Source organism: Selenomonas sp. GACV-9 (assembly GCA_900116485.1).
Lineage (GTDB): Bacteria > Bacillota > Negativicutes > Selenomonadales > Selenomonadaceae > Selenomonas_A > Selenomonas_A ruminantium_G.
Genome location: FPAX01000022.1, coordinates 1 through 15,519, shown reverse-complemented (window position 1 = coordinate 15,519; position 15,519 = coordinate 1). Strand labels below are relative to the sequence as shown.

At 54.9% G+C, this 15,519-nt stretch carries 14 protein-coding genes, 1 tRNA gene and 1 rRNA gene; 12 read left to right on the top strand and 4 right to left on the bottom strand.

Features of this window, described 5'->3' with window-relative positions:
* The first annotated feature begins 6 nt into the window (after positions 1-6).
* The gene (locus tag BM322_RS12250) at positions 7-1,179 is read left to right on the top strand and encodes a hypothetical protein (RefSeq protein WP_075430888.1); all 1,173 of its coding nucleotides are present in this window, start codon (positions 7-9) and stop codon (positions 1,177-1,179) included.
* Positions 1,180-1,259: 80 nt separating this feature from the next.
* Here the strand turns inward: BM322_RS12250 and BM322_RS12245 are convergent, their stop codons facing one another.
* The gene (locus BM322_RS12245) at positions 1,260-2,549 is read right to left on the bottom strand and encodes a glucosaminidase domain-containing protein (RefSeq protein ID WP_075430887.1); all 1,290 of its coding nucleotides are present in this window, start codon (positions 2,547-2,549) and stop codon (positions 1,260-1,262) included.
* Between the two features lie 76 nt (positions 2,550-2,625).
* Positions 2,626-2,699: transfer RNA gene (locus BM322_RS12240), tRNA-Gly, on the bottom strand.
* 176 nt (positions 2,700-2,875) lie between these two features.
* Between BM322_RS12240 and BM322_RS12235 the strand changes: the two genes are divergently transcribed.
* Positions 2,876-3,742, top strand: coding sequence for a flagellin (locus BM322_RS12235; RefSeq protein ID WP_075430886.1), 867 nt, complete (start codon positions 2,876-2,878; stop codon positions 3,740-3,742).
* 46 nt (positions 3,743-3,788) lie between these two features.
* On the opposite strand, the gene BM322_RS12230 is transcribed toward BM322_RS12235, so the two are convergent.
* Positions 3,789-4,430 (bottom strand): HAD family hydrolase, encoded by a 642-nt coding sequence (locus BM322_RS12230; RefSeq protein WP_075430885.1) that lies wholly within the window; start codon positions 4,428-4,430, stop codon positions 3,789-3,791.
* Between the two features lie 124 nt (positions 4,431-4,554).
* Here BM322_RS12230 and BM322_RS12225 point away from each other — a divergent pair, with 124 nt between their 5' ends.
* The 3 genes from BM322_RS12225 (at position 4,555) to aroF (ending at position 7,284) form a co-directional block, all read left to right on the top strand.
* Positions 4,555-5,214, top strand: a complete 660-nt coding sequence (locus BM322_RS12225; protein WP_075430884.1) for a 3'-5' exonuclease — start codon at positions 4,555-4,557, stop codon at positions 5,212-5,214.
* Between the two features lie 150 nt (positions 5,215-5,364).
* Complete coding sequence (pheA, locus tag BM322_RS12220) at positions 5,365-6,213, top strand: prephenate dehydratase (protein ID WP_075430883.1); 849 nt, start codon at positions 5,365-5,367, stop codon at positions 6,211-6,213.
* A gap of 39 nt (positions 6,214-6,252) precedes the next feature.
* A complete protein-coding gene (gene aroF, locus BM322_RS12215) occupies positions 6,253-7,284 on the top strand; it encodes a 3-deoxy-7-phosphoheptulonate synthase (protein ID WP_075430882.1) in 1,032 nt (343 codons plus the stop codon).
* 57 nt (positions 7,285-7,341) lie between these two features.
* On the opposite strand, the gene clpX is transcribed toward aroF, so the two are convergent.
* Positions 7,342-8,625: an ATP-dependent Clp protease ATP-binding subunit ClpX gene (gene clpX / locus BM322_RS12210; protein ID WP_075430881.1), complete on the bottom strand. Its 1,284-nt coding sequence runs from the start codon at positions 8,623-8,625 to the stop codon at positions 7,342-7,344.
* A 159-nt stretch (positions 8,626-8,784) separates the two neighbouring features.
* Here clpX and BM322_RS12205 point away from each other — a divergent pair, with 159 nt between their 5' ends.
* The 7 genes from BM322_RS12205 to BM322_RS12175 all read left to right on the top strand — a co-directional run.
* A complete protein-coding gene (locus BM322_RS12205) occupies positions 8,785-9,591 on the top strand; it encodes a Cof-type HAD-IIB family hydrolase (protein WP_075430880.1) in 807 nt (268 codons plus the stop codon).
* 39 nt (positions 9,592-9,630) lie between these two features.
* Positions 9,631-10,563 (top strand): RNase adapter RapZ, encoded by a 933-nt coding sequence (gene rapZ, locus BM322_RS12200; protein WP_075430878.1) that lies wholly within the window; start codon positions 9,631-9,633, stop codon positions 10,561-10,563.
* Between the two features lie 6 nt (positions 10,564-10,569).
* Positions 10,570-11,880, top strand: a complete 1,311-nt coding sequence (gene yvcK / locus BM322_RS12195) for a gluconeogenesis factor YvcK family protein (protein ID WP_075430876.1) — start codon at positions 10,570-10,572, stop codon at positions 11,878-11,880.
* Positions 11,881-11,906: 26 nt separating this feature from the next.
* Positions 11,907-12,848, top strand: a complete 942-nt coding sequence (whiA, locus tag BM322_RS12190; RefSeq protein ID WP_075430874.1) for a DNA-binding protein WhiA — start codon at positions 11,907-11,909, stop codon at positions 12,846-12,848.
* 40 nt (positions 12,849-12,888) lie between these two features.
* Entirely contained in the window at positions 12,889-13,656 is a 768-nt protein-coding gene (locus tag BM322_RS12185; protein WP_407047835.1) for a polysaccharide deacetylase family protein, read from the top strand.
* Positions 13,653-14,897 (top strand): hypothetical protein, encoded by a 1,245-nt coding sequence (locus BM322_RS12180; protein ID WP_075430870.1) that lies wholly within the window; start codon positions 13,653-13,655, stop codon positions 14,895-14,897. Before BM322_RS12185 ends, BM322_RS12180 begins: the two co-directional genes overlap by 4 nt.
* A gap of 481 nt (positions 14,898-15,378) precedes the next feature.
* Positions 15,379-15,519 (top strand): 16S ribosomal RNA (locus BM322_RS12175); the annotation flags it as partial.

Here is a 15,519-nt window from a genome sequence, read left to right as displayed (position 1 = left end):
TGCAGTATGAAGAAGTTCATGTGCAGCCTGATGGCTGCTATGGTATTGGCAGTCCCGCTGGCTGCCAGCTGGGACGCTCCGCGGGTTGCAGCCAACCAGAAGGTGTTCCGCAAGGTTACGCCGGAGGACAACAAAAGGGCGGTGCAGCTTTTAGAGCAGGCCAATCAGCTGCGGGCTGCCGGCGACTACGAGCAGGCCATTTCGCTGTATACCAAGGCCATCCATATCAATGAACGGCTGGGGGGCTATGCAGGACGGGCATACTGCCGGTTCTTGCTGGGCGATTATGAGCAGGCTGAAAGGGATGCCAATACCTCAATCTATAACCGCAGTGCCCGGGATCTGATGCTCCCAGGCATGATGGGCATGGCAGAATATGTGCGCGGCGTCTGCCGGTATAAACGCGGCCAGTTCGAGGCAGCGGAGGCTGACCTGCGGGCGGCATCATCGAGCCGCTATGGTACCGATGAAATCAAGCAGATGTATCAGGCCTGCCGCCAGAAAGCTGCTGTGGCCAAGGAAAAGGCTGCCGTAGAGCAGGTGATCCAGCAGTTTGCTGATGCGGATAACACGATCCGTGAGGCCTTGCAGGCTGGCAAGATCAAGGCCTATGACCTGTCGTGCGGCAATGCGTGGTGGCGTTCTGAGCAGGACCGTCAGGATTTTGAGCGCACGATGCAGCGCAGCGCACCAGTAGAGGCTGCATCGGTGCTGCAGGACTTCACGAAATACCTGTGGGTCAAAGGTTCGACTGCTGATCAGTACGTGGATATCGTGGCCTTCGTTCCGCGCCATACGGCCATCACGGGCGGGGACGGCACGATATACCGCGATAAGGTCGTCCTGGTACAGGTCTCGTCAGTACCGCGGCATATCAAGCTGGTATCGGAGCTGCCGCCAAGTGCGACGTTATATGATACGCATATGGTAGAGCGGGGCGGTCTTGCGCAGATCGTGCATAGCGATGACAGCAAAGGCTATACTTGGGAGTCGCTGGCCCAGGAACAGGTCCGCCAGCAGCAGGAGACAGAGTATGGCATCAAGGTGATGATGGGGCTTCCTGATGATTATAAGATCGTGCCGACCTCCAATCCTTGGGTCTATAAGCTGAACCATATCGGTGGCGAGCGGACGTGCTGGCTGAAACGTATTGATGTGGCATTGCCGGTACTGCAGTAATCGTGGTTACCGTTCAATAAGACAGGGCCGCATGCTCTTCATGAGCATGCGGCCCTGTCTTTATATGCGGTTGTATATATTTACTTCTGTTTGAGGCAGGCCTCCATGATGAACTGGTTGGCCAGGATATCCATATCCGCCGAGTTGATGGCGGCAGCTGCAGCAAAATCGCTCCAGGCGGTCGCGTATTTCTTCTGCTGGACGTGGGCAACACCGATAAGGTTGCGGGCAAAGGCCGAGCGGTCTTCCAGCATGAGTACCTGCATCATGTCGGCGATGGCGCCATCGTAGTCCTTCTTGTCAAAACGCAGGTGTCCGCGGTTGTACCAGGCCTGTGTCAGCTGCGGTGAGAGCTTGAGCAGCGCATCGTAATCCTTGCTGGCGGATTTTGTATCGCCGAGCCTGGTGGCAGCCAAGGCGCGGTTATAGTAGCCTTCGGCAGACTGCGGCGCAAAATGCAGAGCTGTCGTGAAGTCGGCTGCAGCAGTCTTGTAATCGTGGCGGTTGTAGTAGACGATGCCGCGGTAGATGTAGCTGGAGGCCTCGTCGGGGGCTTTCTTTATCTTGCGGTCGGCAGCATGGAGTGAAGCTTCGGAGGCATCCGGCGCCTGAGCCTGCCGCCAGAGATTCAGGATGTCCTGTCCGTAGTTCTTGCCGGGGACAGCCCAGGCACCGTTGAGCCCTGTCCATCTTGTCACTTTGCCGTGGAGGTCGGGACGGTTGCGGACGACATGCTGGTAGCGCGGATCGACGAGCTTGCTGCTCGGCGGTGTGGTGCGCGTATAGGCCAGCAGGTGCTGGATGTGGGCGCGGACGCCAAGCTGGGGCGTAGAAAAGCTGTAGCCGGGCTCGTGATTGCCTGTGGCACCAAGGCCGCAGAAGTTGTTCTGGCTTGGTGCCACATCGCCGCCATAGCCGAAAAAGCCGGTCTCCTTGAGGGCCTGGCAGAGGGCGACATCGGGACGGACGCCCTCGCGTCCAGCTTCCTGGTAATAGTAGTTCACGATATCTTCGACGGTACAGTTGAGTTTGGGATGGGCGTTGTTCTTCTTGATGAAGGCGGCCATCTGCTCCTGGGTGGCTTCAGCCGGCCCGAGGATGGTGATGGTGTTGGGGGCTGTGTCGACGCTCATCATCGGCGTGTCATAGAGCGGCTTCGTCTTCCAGCGGACTTCGCGGATGGCTTTGGGATTGACTTCGCCGGGCATCTTGGCAGCAAAGTCAGGGCGGTTGGCCAGGGTGCGGTTGCTGACTGGCGTCTGCGCGACAGCAGCCTCAGGGGAGGCTGCTGCGGGGAGTGGCTGGGCTAAGAGGCCGGCTGTGAGGCCACAGAGGACGAGCTGGGACAGGAAAGTGCGTGGAACATGCATGATGGAACCTCCAAACGTGAAATCTACGATTATACCAAAAAAGCTACATGGAAAACCATGTAGCTTTGCATTCATCTGGAGCGGGTAATGGGAATCGAACCCACCTCTCTAGCTTGGGAAGCTGGCATTCTACCGATGAACTATACCCGCATCGACTCATTTATTTTATCATTATTGTTATCTTTTGGCAAGGGTTTATCTTTGTGGCGGCGCTTTTTTTCTTGCAGGATGGGCGGATTTCTTTTATAATATAAGTGGGAAAGCCTACGTTGATTCGTGGGCTTTCGTCATAAGGTTTTGGGAAAAGAAGAGGAAGGAGAATGCTTATGAGCATTAACAGCATCATGAGTGGTGTCAATCACTCGCTGAATACGCTGAATAAAGTCCAGTCGACGCATAACAGCAGTATTCAGAAGATCGCTACGGGCTCAAATTATCCTAGCGCGTCCTATGGACCGTCTGACTATGCGATTGTCCAGCGCACGTATTCCAATATCGGTGCAGTGGCACAGTCGAACAGCAATACGCAGACGGCAAATTCCATGTTGTCGACGGCAGCTGGTGCCGTCAATGAAACGGTCAACAGCCTGTCCTCGCTGCGCTCCACCCTGCTTGAGGCGTCTAATGGCACGAATGGCAGCACGGATCTGGCAGCTTTGCAGAAGTCGGTAGACCAGACCATCGCGTCCATCGATGACAATGCGTCGGTAACGTATAATGGTAAGAAACTTCTCGATGGCAGCCAGTCGATAACGGTAGCTGGTGCTGACGGCTACAACACGGTCAGCCTTGGCAACATGACATCGCAGGGCCTTGGGCTCACGGACAGTGAGGGCAAGAGCACGATCGATCTGACGGATGCGTCGTCGATCAGCGCAGCTCTCGACAAGGTAGACAGCGCCTTGAATGCTGCTACCGATCAGGCAACGAATATCGGTGCCGCACAGCAGGGACTCACGTACCAGTCGTCGAACTACACGACGCAGGAAGAGAACCTCATCGCTACGGCAGAGACGATGGACTCGGCAGATATTGCCAAGGAGTCGGTCAACCTCGCCAGCTCGAACACTCAGGAGCAGGCGGCACTCTGGGCCATCAAGCAGGGCATGCAGAGCCTCAGCCAGCAGTCAGCTGGTGCGCTTGGCGGTCTCAACAACCACAGCCGCGGTGCAGCAGTCAGCATGCTGATGTAATTTCACGTATAAAAAGCCTTCCTTTGATGTACAAGGAAGGCTTTTGTTATGCCAGCAGTTCGGCAATATCCTGCATGATCTTCACATGGGGATAATCAGCAAAGGTCTCGCGGGCGGTGGTGCCTGTGGTCACGGCGGCAAAATCCACGCCGGCATTTTGGGCGGCACCGGCATCTACATAGCTGTCACCGGTGTAGAGAACAGCAGCTGGCGGCACGTCAAACCAGGCCAGTGCCTTCTTGATTCCCTCGGGGTCAGGCTTATGGGCGCTGACATCGTCGCTGCCGATGATGTGGTCGATAAGCTCCGGTACCTTGTCGCGGTCGAACTTTTCCTGGATGCGAGAGCGTGTCTTGCTGGAGATGATGCCGATGCGGGCCCCGCGGGCACGCAGGGCTTGGAGTGTGCTGACGGTATGGGGGAAGAAATGGGTGCCCTCCGTCATATAGCGGTCGGCCTCGTGCTTGTAGACCTCGAGGAATTGGCGGGCCTTGCAGTCATCCTCAGACTCGATGACGCGTTTTATGGCGTCGAGCATCGGCAGGCCAATCGTGCAGCGGATGGTATCATCGTCGCGCTGGGGCCAGCCAGTCTTGTTGAGCGTGATGTGGAAGCATTTGAGGATGGCAGATTCCGAGTTGACCAGCGTATAGTCAAAGTCAAACAGATAGAGACGGTAGTTTTTCATAGCAAAAAATCCTTTCCGTGGTCGATTCCATCTTATGATAGCATAGAATCCTATTGAAGAAAATGGCGGGATAACGTAGAATAAGAAGATAGAAGAAAACGTACAGAAAGTGCAGGGGTTACAGATGAAGTATGTTGTCGTCGACTTGGAGATGAATCCGGTAAGCCGGGAGTTCCGCGAGGTGCGCCGCAAGATCAATGAGGAGGTCATTGAGTTCGGTGCAGTGCGGCTCAACGAGAAGTTCGAGCAGGAGGCGGAGTTCCAGTGCTATGTGGCACCCGCTTATGGTCCCATCAAGAAGCATATCACGAATCTGACGGGTATCACTCAGGCCATGGTCGAGGGCAAGGACAGCTACGAAATCTGCTTCCAGAATTTCGTCGACTGGATCGGCGAGGAGGAAACGCGCATCTATTCCTGGAGCATGTCGGATATCAAGCAGCTCAAGAAGGAATGCCGTTTCAAGATGCCGGATTTTGATGTGCAGTGGCTCGACAGCCGCTGGGTTGACCTGCAGCAGGAGTTTGACGACCGTCTGGGTCTGCACAACAGCCTGGCGCTCAAGCATGCGCTCGGGGCGATGGATCATAAATTCGAGGGCGAGCAGCATACGGCGCTGGCCGATGCCATCAATACGAGTGCCATCCTTGTGCTCATGCAGGACGATGAGAAGTTCAAGGCGACGATGCAGCCAGTGCTGGATATCCTGCAGCCGAAAGAGGATCTGGCCAGCTCTATAGGCGATCTCTGCCCAGATTTGCTGAAACTCAAGGACAGCCTCTAAACAATTGTTTATATGGTGTGAATAAATCCTGTAACATTTTAAATATTGCTTGCGGTTATGGTGATGATGTGTTATCATAATACCATTCAAGGCCCTGTCCATCAGCGGACGGGGCCTTTTTGCTAAGGCAGGATGGGAGGATGGTTGGCTATGAGCGAGACGATGGGAGTGCTGGGGCCCAAGGGCACGCATAGCGAGGCGGCGGCAAGCTATCTGAATGAGCGGCTGCCAGAGCGCTGCGAGCTGGTGACGGTTCCCGATCTCTTTGAGTGTCTGCAGGATGTCGAGGAGGGCCGGCTGGATACGGCGCTGGTCCCTGTGGAAAATTCCCTGGAGGGGGCAATCAATATCACGCTGGATACCCTGGCGCGCAGTGAATCTTTAGAGGTGGTGCGCGAGCTTATCTGGCCCGTGCATAACCAGCTGATGGCTAAGTGCGATGGTGCTGCTATCACGCGCATCTTCTCGCATCCCCAGCCCATATCGCAGTGCCGGGCCTATCTGCAGCAGCATTATCCGCAGGCGGAGATCGTGAAGGTGGCCAGCACGGCACGGGCGGCAGAGCTCGTGGCCGCGGAGCCGGCATCCTCAGGCTGGGCTGCCATCTGCACCAAGCGGGCTGGCGAGCTCACGGGACTGTCGACGGTGGCCGCAGAGATACAGGACAATATGGCCAACTGCACGCGGTTCTTCCAGGTGCGGCGTCGCGGCACAGGCAAGGCCTGCCTGCCGAAGGAAAAGGTGCTGATCATCTGCCAGATCGATGGCCAGAAAGCGGGCGCATTGTACGATGTCCTGAAGGAGTTTGCCCAGCGCGGCATCAACATGACCCGCATCGAGTCGCGGCCAGCGCGCACGGAGCTTGGTGCCTATATCTTCTTTTTCGATCTGGAGTACACGACGGATGTGGAGTCCTTGCAGGGATCCATCGAAGCCGTGGCGAAGAAGAGCATTTGGCTCAAGAACCTGGGGACATTCCCCGTTTTGACCGTGGAATAACAGGATAATATAAAAAGAAAAGGGAAAGAGGCATAGTCTATGGTTATTATCATGAATCCGGATGCGACGGCAGCCGAAATCAAAAGCGTTATCGAGGTAATCACGGCAGCAGGCCTGGAGGCCAAAGTCATGGAAGGCAGCCAGCAGAAGATCGTCGGCGTCATCGGCGACAAGACGAAGGTGGCTGATGTGGCTATCGACGTCATGCCAGGCGTAGAGAAGAGCGTGTCGATCTCCAAGAGCTTCAAGCTGGCCAGCCGTGAATTCCATCCGAAAAACAGCGTGGTCGATGTGGCTGGCATCAAGATCGGCGATGGTACACCGGTAGTCATGGCTGGTCCCTGTGCCGTTGAGTCCAAGGAGCAGCTGTTTGAGGCAGCTGATATCGTCAAGGCGGCTGGTGCACAGTTCCTGCGCGGTGGCGCCTACAAGCCGCGCACGTCACCGTACTCTTTCCAGGGCCTGGAGGAAGAAGGACTCAAATATCTGGCCGAGGCACGTGAGCGCACGGGCCTGCGCGTCGTCACCGAGGTCACGACGGTCGAGGCCATCGAGAGCGTCGTGAAGTATGCGGATATGCTTCAGGTCGGCGCCCGCAACATGCAGAACTTCGGCCTGTTGAAGGAAGTAGGCAAATGCGGCAAGCCGGTGCTCTTGAAGCGCGGCCTGGCCGCAACGATTGACGAGTGGCTCAATGCTGCCGAGTACATCATGAATGCCGGCAACCCGAATGTCGTGCTCTGCGAGCGTGGCATCCGCACCTATGAGACGTATACGCGCAACACCCTCGACCTCAGCGCAGTCGCTGCGGTCAAGCATCTGTCGCATCTGCCAATCATCGTCGACCCGAGCCATGGCACGGGCAAATGGCGCATGGTAAAACCCATGGCCTTTGCAGCCATCGCTGCTGGTGCCGACGGCCTGATGATGGAGGTACATCCGAATCCGGCCAAGGCCCTTTCCGATGGCCCCCAGTCGCTGACCCCGGAGAATTATCAGGAGGTCATGGCAGGTATCTACAAGCTGTCGCAGTTTATGAAACAGGAAAATATCACGCCAATGGATATCTGACCGATATCTGGCGCATGCAAAAAAGCCTTCCCGCGGGAAGGCTTTTTTGCATGTCGTTTATTTGGCGAGCTTTTCGATATCCGGCTTGGTGCCGTGCTCGATGCATTCCTTGGTGATGATGACCTTGCGTGGCTCGTCGGATTTCGGGATCTCGAACATGACATCGAGCATGACGTCCTCGATGATGCCCTTGAGGCTGCGGGCGCCAGTCTTGCGCTCGATGGCTTTCTTGGCGACGGCCCGCAGGGCGTCTTCCTCGAACTCGAGCTGGACATTGTCCATGGCCAGCAGTTTCTCATACTGCTTGACCGGGGCGTTCTTGGGCTCAGTCAGGATACGCAGCAGCGCGTCTTCGTCGAGGGTCTCGAGGGTGCAGATGACTGGCAGGCGGCCGATGATCTCGGGGATGATGCCGTACTGCATGAGGTCTTCAGGGCGCACCTTATGGATGAGCTCGTCGAATTTCGGCTTGTCGTCCTTGCCCTGCACCTCGGCGCCGAAGCCAATCGATGAGGACTTGGACAGACGCTTACCGATGACCTCATCGATGCCGACGAAAGCACCGCCGACGATGAACAGGATGTTGCGGGTGTCTACCTTGATGGTTGGTGCCTCGGGATGCTTGCGCTGGCCGCGGGAGGTGAACTCGACTACATTGCCCTCGAGCATCTTCAAGAGTGCCTGCTGGACGCCCTCATGGCCCGGGTCGGCCGTGATGGAGTTATTGGCGCCAGATTTGCGGGCAATCTTGTCGAACTCGTCGAGGTAGATGATGCCGTGCTCCGCTTTCTCGATGTCCTTATCGGCTGCATAGTAGAGGTTGCGCACGGCAACTTCTACGTCGGCACCGACAAAGCCGGCCTCGGTAAGGCTCGAAGCATCCGTTACGGCAAAGGGGATGTCGAGGAGCTTCGACAGGTGCGAAAGCAGTGCGGTCTTGCCGCAGCCGGAAGGGCCCAGCATGATGACGTTGGACTTCTCGATTTCGGTGCCATCGTCATTCTGATAGCCGTACTTCATGCGCTTATAGTGGTTGTAGACCGCGACGGCAAGAATCTTCTTGGCCCGATCCTGATTGATGATGTATTCGTCGAGATACTGCTTGATGATATGGGGCTTGTTCTTGGCGAGGATGTCGTCAAGCTGGCCCGCAAACTCCTGATGTTCTTCCTGCTGGGTGGCGGCATCGTGCTCGTCGAGGAAGTGGTTGATCTCGCGCACGCAGTTCTTGCAGATAGCAAAGCCCGTGTTGGGATCATAGATCGGCATATCGTATTGGTCATGGACCTTGATGGTGCGTTTGCAGAAACTGCATTGGTGCGTGATTGGCTGCTTAGACATATATAACGTCCTTTCTGACAGGTAATTTTGCGTGTATATTGGTAATCTTATTATCTTATATAAGGGCGGTTTTTTCAAGGATATTCTGCCCACTTGCATTTTCTGACCAATGTGAGAAAATAGGATTGATAAGTTCCCCAATCATGAGGAGGATGAATTATGTCAGTAAAGCTTTTCGTAACGGATTTGGATGGCACGCTGCTGCCGAGTGGCCAGCAGGTGTCGCCCGCGAATATAGAGGCTGCCCAGACGGCAGTCAAGGCCGGCGTCACGGTGACGATCGCCACGGGACGCATGTATAAGGCTGCTTTGCCGGTGGCCAAGGCCCTTGGCGTCGATGTGCCTATCATCACCTATAATGGCGCGCTGATAAAGACCGTGGCCGGCGAGGTGCTCTACAGCAGCTATCTTGATCCGGAGCTTGTCTGCCGCGTCGTGGATTTCTGCCATGACAGGGGCTGGTACCTGCAGACCTACAGCAAGGATGAGCTTTACTATGCGGCGTACGATGAGAATGCCAAGGCCTATGAGGCGTCGCAGAATGTCAAGGGACATGCCGTGGGCTGGGATGGTCTCAAGCAGCATACGGAGGAAGTCTGCAAGCTGTTGTCGGTATCGGGCAGCGCAGCCGAGACTGATGCCCGCATCGCTGAACTGCGCGCGGCTTTTGGCGATGTGATTGCGCCGGTGCGCTCGAATGCCAACTATGCGGAAATCATCAATGCCGGCGTCAGCAAGGCAGCTGGTATCCGTAATCTGGCCAAGCGGCTGGACATTGCGATTGAAGACACGATGGCCATCGGCGATGCCGATAACGACCTGCCGATGCTCAAGGCGGCAGGCCAGGCTATAGCCATGGGCAACGCCGTGCCGGCAGTCAAAGCCGTCTGCGATCATGAGACGACGGACTGTGAGGCTGATGGTTTTGCTGAGGCCATCTATCGCTATGTCATTCCACGGAAATAACAGGTTGGAGTTATAAACTATTCTATAGAAGGTGAGATCATGGAGAAAGAAATGGAGGCTGAGATCGTACAGCCACAGAAGGACGACTTCCGCTTTGTCATTGTCACGGGTATGTCGGGGGGCGGCAAGACTCAGGCCTGCCGTTATATGGAAGACCTTGGCTATTTTGTCATCGACAATCTGCCACCGGTATTCATCCCGAAGTTCGTAGAGCTCTGCAAGCATGCGGGCGGCCATGTGGGCAAGGTCGTGCTCGTGGTCGACACGCGCAGCCGTGAGTTCTTTGATACGTTCATCCACACCCTTGATGATATGGACCGCGATGATGTGTCGTACGAGATGCTGTTCATGGACGCATCGGATCCCGTCATCATCCGCCGCTATAAGGAAACGCGGCGCCGTCATCCGATGGCCCCGTCCTCCCGTATTTCCGAGGGCATTGCCAAGGAACGTGAGCGCCTGGCACCGGCTCGGGCCAAGGCTACCTATATCATCGATACGTCGGAGCTCAAGAAGGTCGATCTGCGCGACAAGATACACCGGCTGTTCGGCAATACTGAGGGCGAGCAGATGAATATCAACGTGCTGTCCTTCGGCTTCAAATTCGGCATGCCCCTTGATGCAGATATGGTGCTCGATGTGCGTTTCCTGCCGAATCCGTTCTACATCGAGACGATGCGCCATAAGAGCGGCGCTGTCCCCGAGGTGGCGGAGTATATTGCCAAGTGGCCTGTGACGCAGGAGTTCATCGAGCGGCTGGACGGCATGATCGATTTCCTGGTGCCCCAGTACGTCAAGGAGGGCAAGAGCCAGCTGGTCATTGCCGTTGGCTGTACCGGCGGCATGCATCGCAGCGTGTTCATTGCCAAACATATCTATGACCGGCTCAGTGCCAAGAAGTATCCGGTCAAACTCGAGCACCGCGACCTCATGAAGAATGATGTGCATGAACATGTGCGTGAGGAGTGTTAAGGGAAGATGCATTTATTGAAATGGCTTTATCCAGGCATGAAGTTCAAGCGATGGCTGCTGCTGTTCTCGGCAGGCGTCATGCTCGTAAGCCTTGGACTGGCATTGATCTTCAACTACAAATATCTTGACTATATCGAAGAGGCGATTTTCCGCGCAGTATATCTCTGGAAGGGCAGCTATAACTATACCTTCTCGACCCTTATCGGCATTGCTGTCGTCATTCTCGGGGCGGCGCTGATGCTGCTGGCGACGAAATTCGTCATCCGTTCGGTCATCACGGTACTGCTGCCCGATAACTCGGAGCGTCTCGTGGACATCATCTATGAGAAACGCCGGCTGGGCAAGGGCCCCACGGTGACCGTTGTCGGCGGCGGCCATGGCCTGTCGGTGCTGCTGCGCGGCATCAAGTCGGCAACGAGCAATGTCACGGCTGTGGTAACTGTGGCCGATGATGGCGGCTCGTCGGGCCGACTGCGGGAGGAGCTCGGCATCATTCCGCCGGGGGATCTGCGCAACTGCCTGGTGGCGCTGGCTGATACAGAGCCTTTGATGGAAAAGCTGTTCCAGTACCGGTTCCGGGGGGAGAGCGAGCTGGCTGGCCATAGCTTTGGCAACTTGTTCATCGCGGCCATGAATGAAGTGACCGGTGATGTCGAGCAGGCACTGAAGGAGTCGTCAAAGGTACTGGCTGTCAAGGGACAGGTCCTGCCGGCATCGAAGGAGCATGTGCGCCTTGATGCTGTCATGGAGGACGGCACGGTGGTCGAGGGTGAGTCGCATATCCCTGAGGTGAAGAAACGCATCCATCGCGTGCGGCTGTTCCCCGAAAATCCGCAGCCGGTGCAGTCGGCTTTGGAGGCACTGACGGCAGCCGATGCGATCATCCTTGGCCCTGGCAGTCTCTATACCAGCATAATGCCGAACCTGCTGGTCGGCGGTGTGGCTGAGGCACTGCGCAAGAGCAAGGCCGTAAAGATATACATCTGTAATGTCATGACCCAGCCTGGGGAAACCGATGGCTATACGGCCTCGATGCATGCGAAGGCCATCATCGACCATGGCGGCAAGGGGGTCATCGACTACATGCTGGTCAACAGCCATCCTATCTCTGCAGATATGCAGGCGTACTATGCCGAAAAGGGCGCTTATCCGGTGGAGGTGGATGAAGAGGCCATCAATGCGCTGGGCATCGGCTTTGTCAAGGCTGATATCATCAATGAGTCGGATGTTATCCGCCACGATCCGGACAAGCTCTGCCGCAGTGTCATGAAGATGGTCTACCGCCTGCAACCCAGTGCGATGAAGGGCTTTGAGTAGCAGGGCAGACGGAGGAGTGAGTCACTATGCCGTCTTTTGCGACGGAAGTAAAGAATGAATTAGCGCGCCTCAGCTATGAGCGCAGCTGCTGCCGCACGGCTGAGCTGGCGGCGCTTTTGCGCATGGGCGCCACGATAACCTTTGGCCTGCGCCGCACCTTTGGCCTGAATTTCACGACCAAGAATGCGGCCGTAGCGCGCAAGACGCTGCAGCTGCTGAAGAGCGAGGGCGGCGGCATCCAGACGGAAATCACCGTTCGCCGGGCGCGCCAGCTCAACAAGAACAACAATTACACGGTTCGCGTAGTGCCGTCGCCGGATGTTGCTGGTCTGCTGGAAACCTTGGGATTCCTGCATGACGACAGCCTCAATATGGACACGGATATGGCCATCCTCAAGAAGAACTGCTGCCGCGTGGCTTATCTGCGCGGGGCATTTCAGGGAGGCGGCAGCGTCAATCGTCCGGAGGCCAGTTACCATCTGGAGCTGGTTACCGGCAGCTACAGCCTGGGCAAATTGCTCTATACGCTGCTGAAGCGTATGGATTTTCCGGCTGGATTTATCGATCGCAAGGATGACTATGTCGTCTACCTCAAGGAGGGGGATGCGGTCATGGACTTTTTGGCGATGATCCAGGCTGATGAGGCTGTGGAGGCCTTTGAAGTTGCCCGCAACGTCAAGGAGGTGCGCGAGCAGGTAAACCGGCTCGTGAACTGTGAGACGGCCAATCTGCAGAAAACCGTTGATGCTGCGGGACGCCAGCTGGAGGCAATCCGCATGCTGCAGGCGGCGGATGCTGTGGCACAGCTGCCGAAAAAGCTGCGCCAGACTGCCGAGCAGCGGCTCGCACATCCTGATGCGAGCCTGGCAGAGCTCGCGGAGATGCTTGGCGTCAGCAAGTCGGGCATGAATCATCGGATGCGCAAGCTGCGAGAGCTGGCAGATGCTTTGCCGGCAGCGCAGCAATGATAAGGGGAGAGAAGACAGTTTGGTGAAATATATAAAACGAATGCTATTGGCAGTGGCGGCTATGCTGCTGATTTTTTTGTGCTGGCTGTTGTTGACGCCAATGCCTACTGGGATTCCTGTATTGGAATATCATATGGTAAATGATGAGGATAACGGCGAGGGCTGGTCGTACAACGTGCCGCCGGAAGAATTCCGCCAGCAGCTCGATTATTTGCAGCAGCAGGGCTATACGACCATTACGATGCTCGAGTTCATGAAGGCAAAGAAGGGTAAGCTGGAGCTGCCCGAAAAGCCCGTCATATTGACGTTTGATGACGGATATGAGGATAACTATACGACGATGCTGCCGATGCTTGAAGAGCGGGGCATGAAGGCTGTGGTCTACATGGTGACTAATGATATCGGACGGCCAAAGTATCTGAGCTGGAACCAGCTGCGCGACATGCAGCAGCGGGGAATCGAGATCGGCAGCCATACGGCTAATCATCAGCCACTTACGCATCTTGATCCGGAGAAACAGGCCGAGGAGATGAAACTTTCCAAGCTTATCATGGAATGGAACGGCATCCATACGGTGTTCAGTTTTTCTTATCCTAATGGTGCTTACTCCGATGATATGCCAGCGATGCTAGCCGAGAACGAGTATTTGACGGCTGTAACGGGAGATGCTGGCCTCAATACCTTTGCCACGAATCCATATCTATTACAACGTGTGAATATTCCTCATCCGCGGTTTGGGCTTACAGAATTCAAGCTGCGGCTTTGGAAGGCAGCGGTCATGACGAAATTAGGAGTGAAACAGCATTGAGCCGGAATATCTTTAAACGAGTATCAGCAAAGAAGAAATTACTAGCGGCGTTAGCGGCTGCTTTTTGTTTCGGCAGCCAGCCATTGCCTGTTTTTGCAGCTGGACATGAGGCGGTGCAGCAGGATATGAATATCAAAGATAGGATAAATGCTATCCTCCGTGGAGCGGCAGAAAAAAACAAGAAATCGTCCCAACAGGAAATATGGGGAGATGCTGCCTGTGTAATGCATGAGATGCCGACATCGAGCAAGGATGCTGGCGGGACGCTTTTGTTTTCGGACAGCCCTGAGTATGTAACCCAGGATGGCGTACTATACCGCGATACGGTAACTGGTGATGCGCGGGTGTTTTACTATCATTTGAACAATACTGATGTGCCGAAAAAAGTTGTGGTGGTACTCCAGAATAAATACGATGGCATCAATGTCATCAAGCTGACCCGGGGCGGCAGCAGTGCGCCTAGCCAGGATTATCTCTATGTTGGCAAGACGACACAGATGAATTACTTTGCCAAGGGCATGGATGATACATTTGTATTGACGCGGAATATGGGCCGTTTGCTGCAGGATCAGATGAATACGACCCTTGTCAAGCCAGGAGAACTGGTAGCAGGGATGTATGATTTTCACGCTGCCCAGCCCGTGGAGGTTTCCGTGCTCATGATGGCTGAGGATGCTGACCCCTTGGCCGCTGCGCGGGATCTGCCGGTCTTACCGAAGGATGAGATGCGGCTGCGTGGCACCTTTGCGGGCATGAATCGGGAGCTTACGGTAAAACACATATATGATCCGGAAACTGATGGCGTCCGTTATTTCCGCGTGGCTGATGATGAGCGAGATAAATTCCGCGACGGTATTGACGCAACGGACGGCAGCAAAGTACGCAATGTAGGTAATTACGGGATAGTCTATCGCATCAATATCCCGACACGAGGGAAAAAGCCTGTCCAGTATTATTTGTCGCCGTTAGGCGGCGTATATGCAGGGGCGATGCTGGCTGTATCTGATCCTGCGGGGAAAAAACTCCTGCCGGTGCCGGCAAAACCTTTCTTTGGCGATAAGATACCAGCGGCATCGGAGCCGTTGCCCTTTGCTTTAGGGGAAGGGGCAGAGGTCCTGGCTTACGGAACAGAAGTCGCAGACTTGGGGGTATATCCTAGCGACAGGCCGGTATATTTCCTGTACTCTCCGCCGGGGGCGTCAAATCTTCCGGTCAACATCATATTGAAGCCGAATCCCTAAGGCGGCAAAATAAGCAAAAGATTGCTGGCAAAAATGTTGTCAGCAATCTTTTTGCTTTTTTTATAAAAAGGTGTTGACATATCGGCAAAAGGCGTGTATCATTATACAAGTCGCTGAGAGATACGGCAACGGAAAACAATCGGCAAGCCTTGAGTGGCAAGTGATTGGAAGCTGTTGCTTCCGAAAAAGAATTTAAAAAGTTCTTGACAGAAAGAAATCGATGCGATACAATAAATGAGTCGCTGAAATGAGCGACGGAGATTGTTCTCTGAAAACTAAACAATGTAAAATGAAATCATGCAACATGATTTAAGCCAGATGTTTTTTAAAAAACATCGATTGGTATGAACAACATAGCAATCGGCAATTTCTTAAGCAGCGAACAGCAATCTTGATTGCTTGTGAGTCGCTTACATAAATTACTTCAGTAATTTATGAACCATATGATAATTGAGAGCTTGATTGAGTTCTTCAATATGATTTATTGGAGAGTTTGATCCTGGCTCAGGACGAACGCTGGCGGCGTGCTTAACACATGCAAGTCGAACGAGACGATTGAAAGCTTGCTTTTGAGAGTCGAGTGGCAAACGGGTGAGTAACGCGTAGACAACCTGCCGCAAAG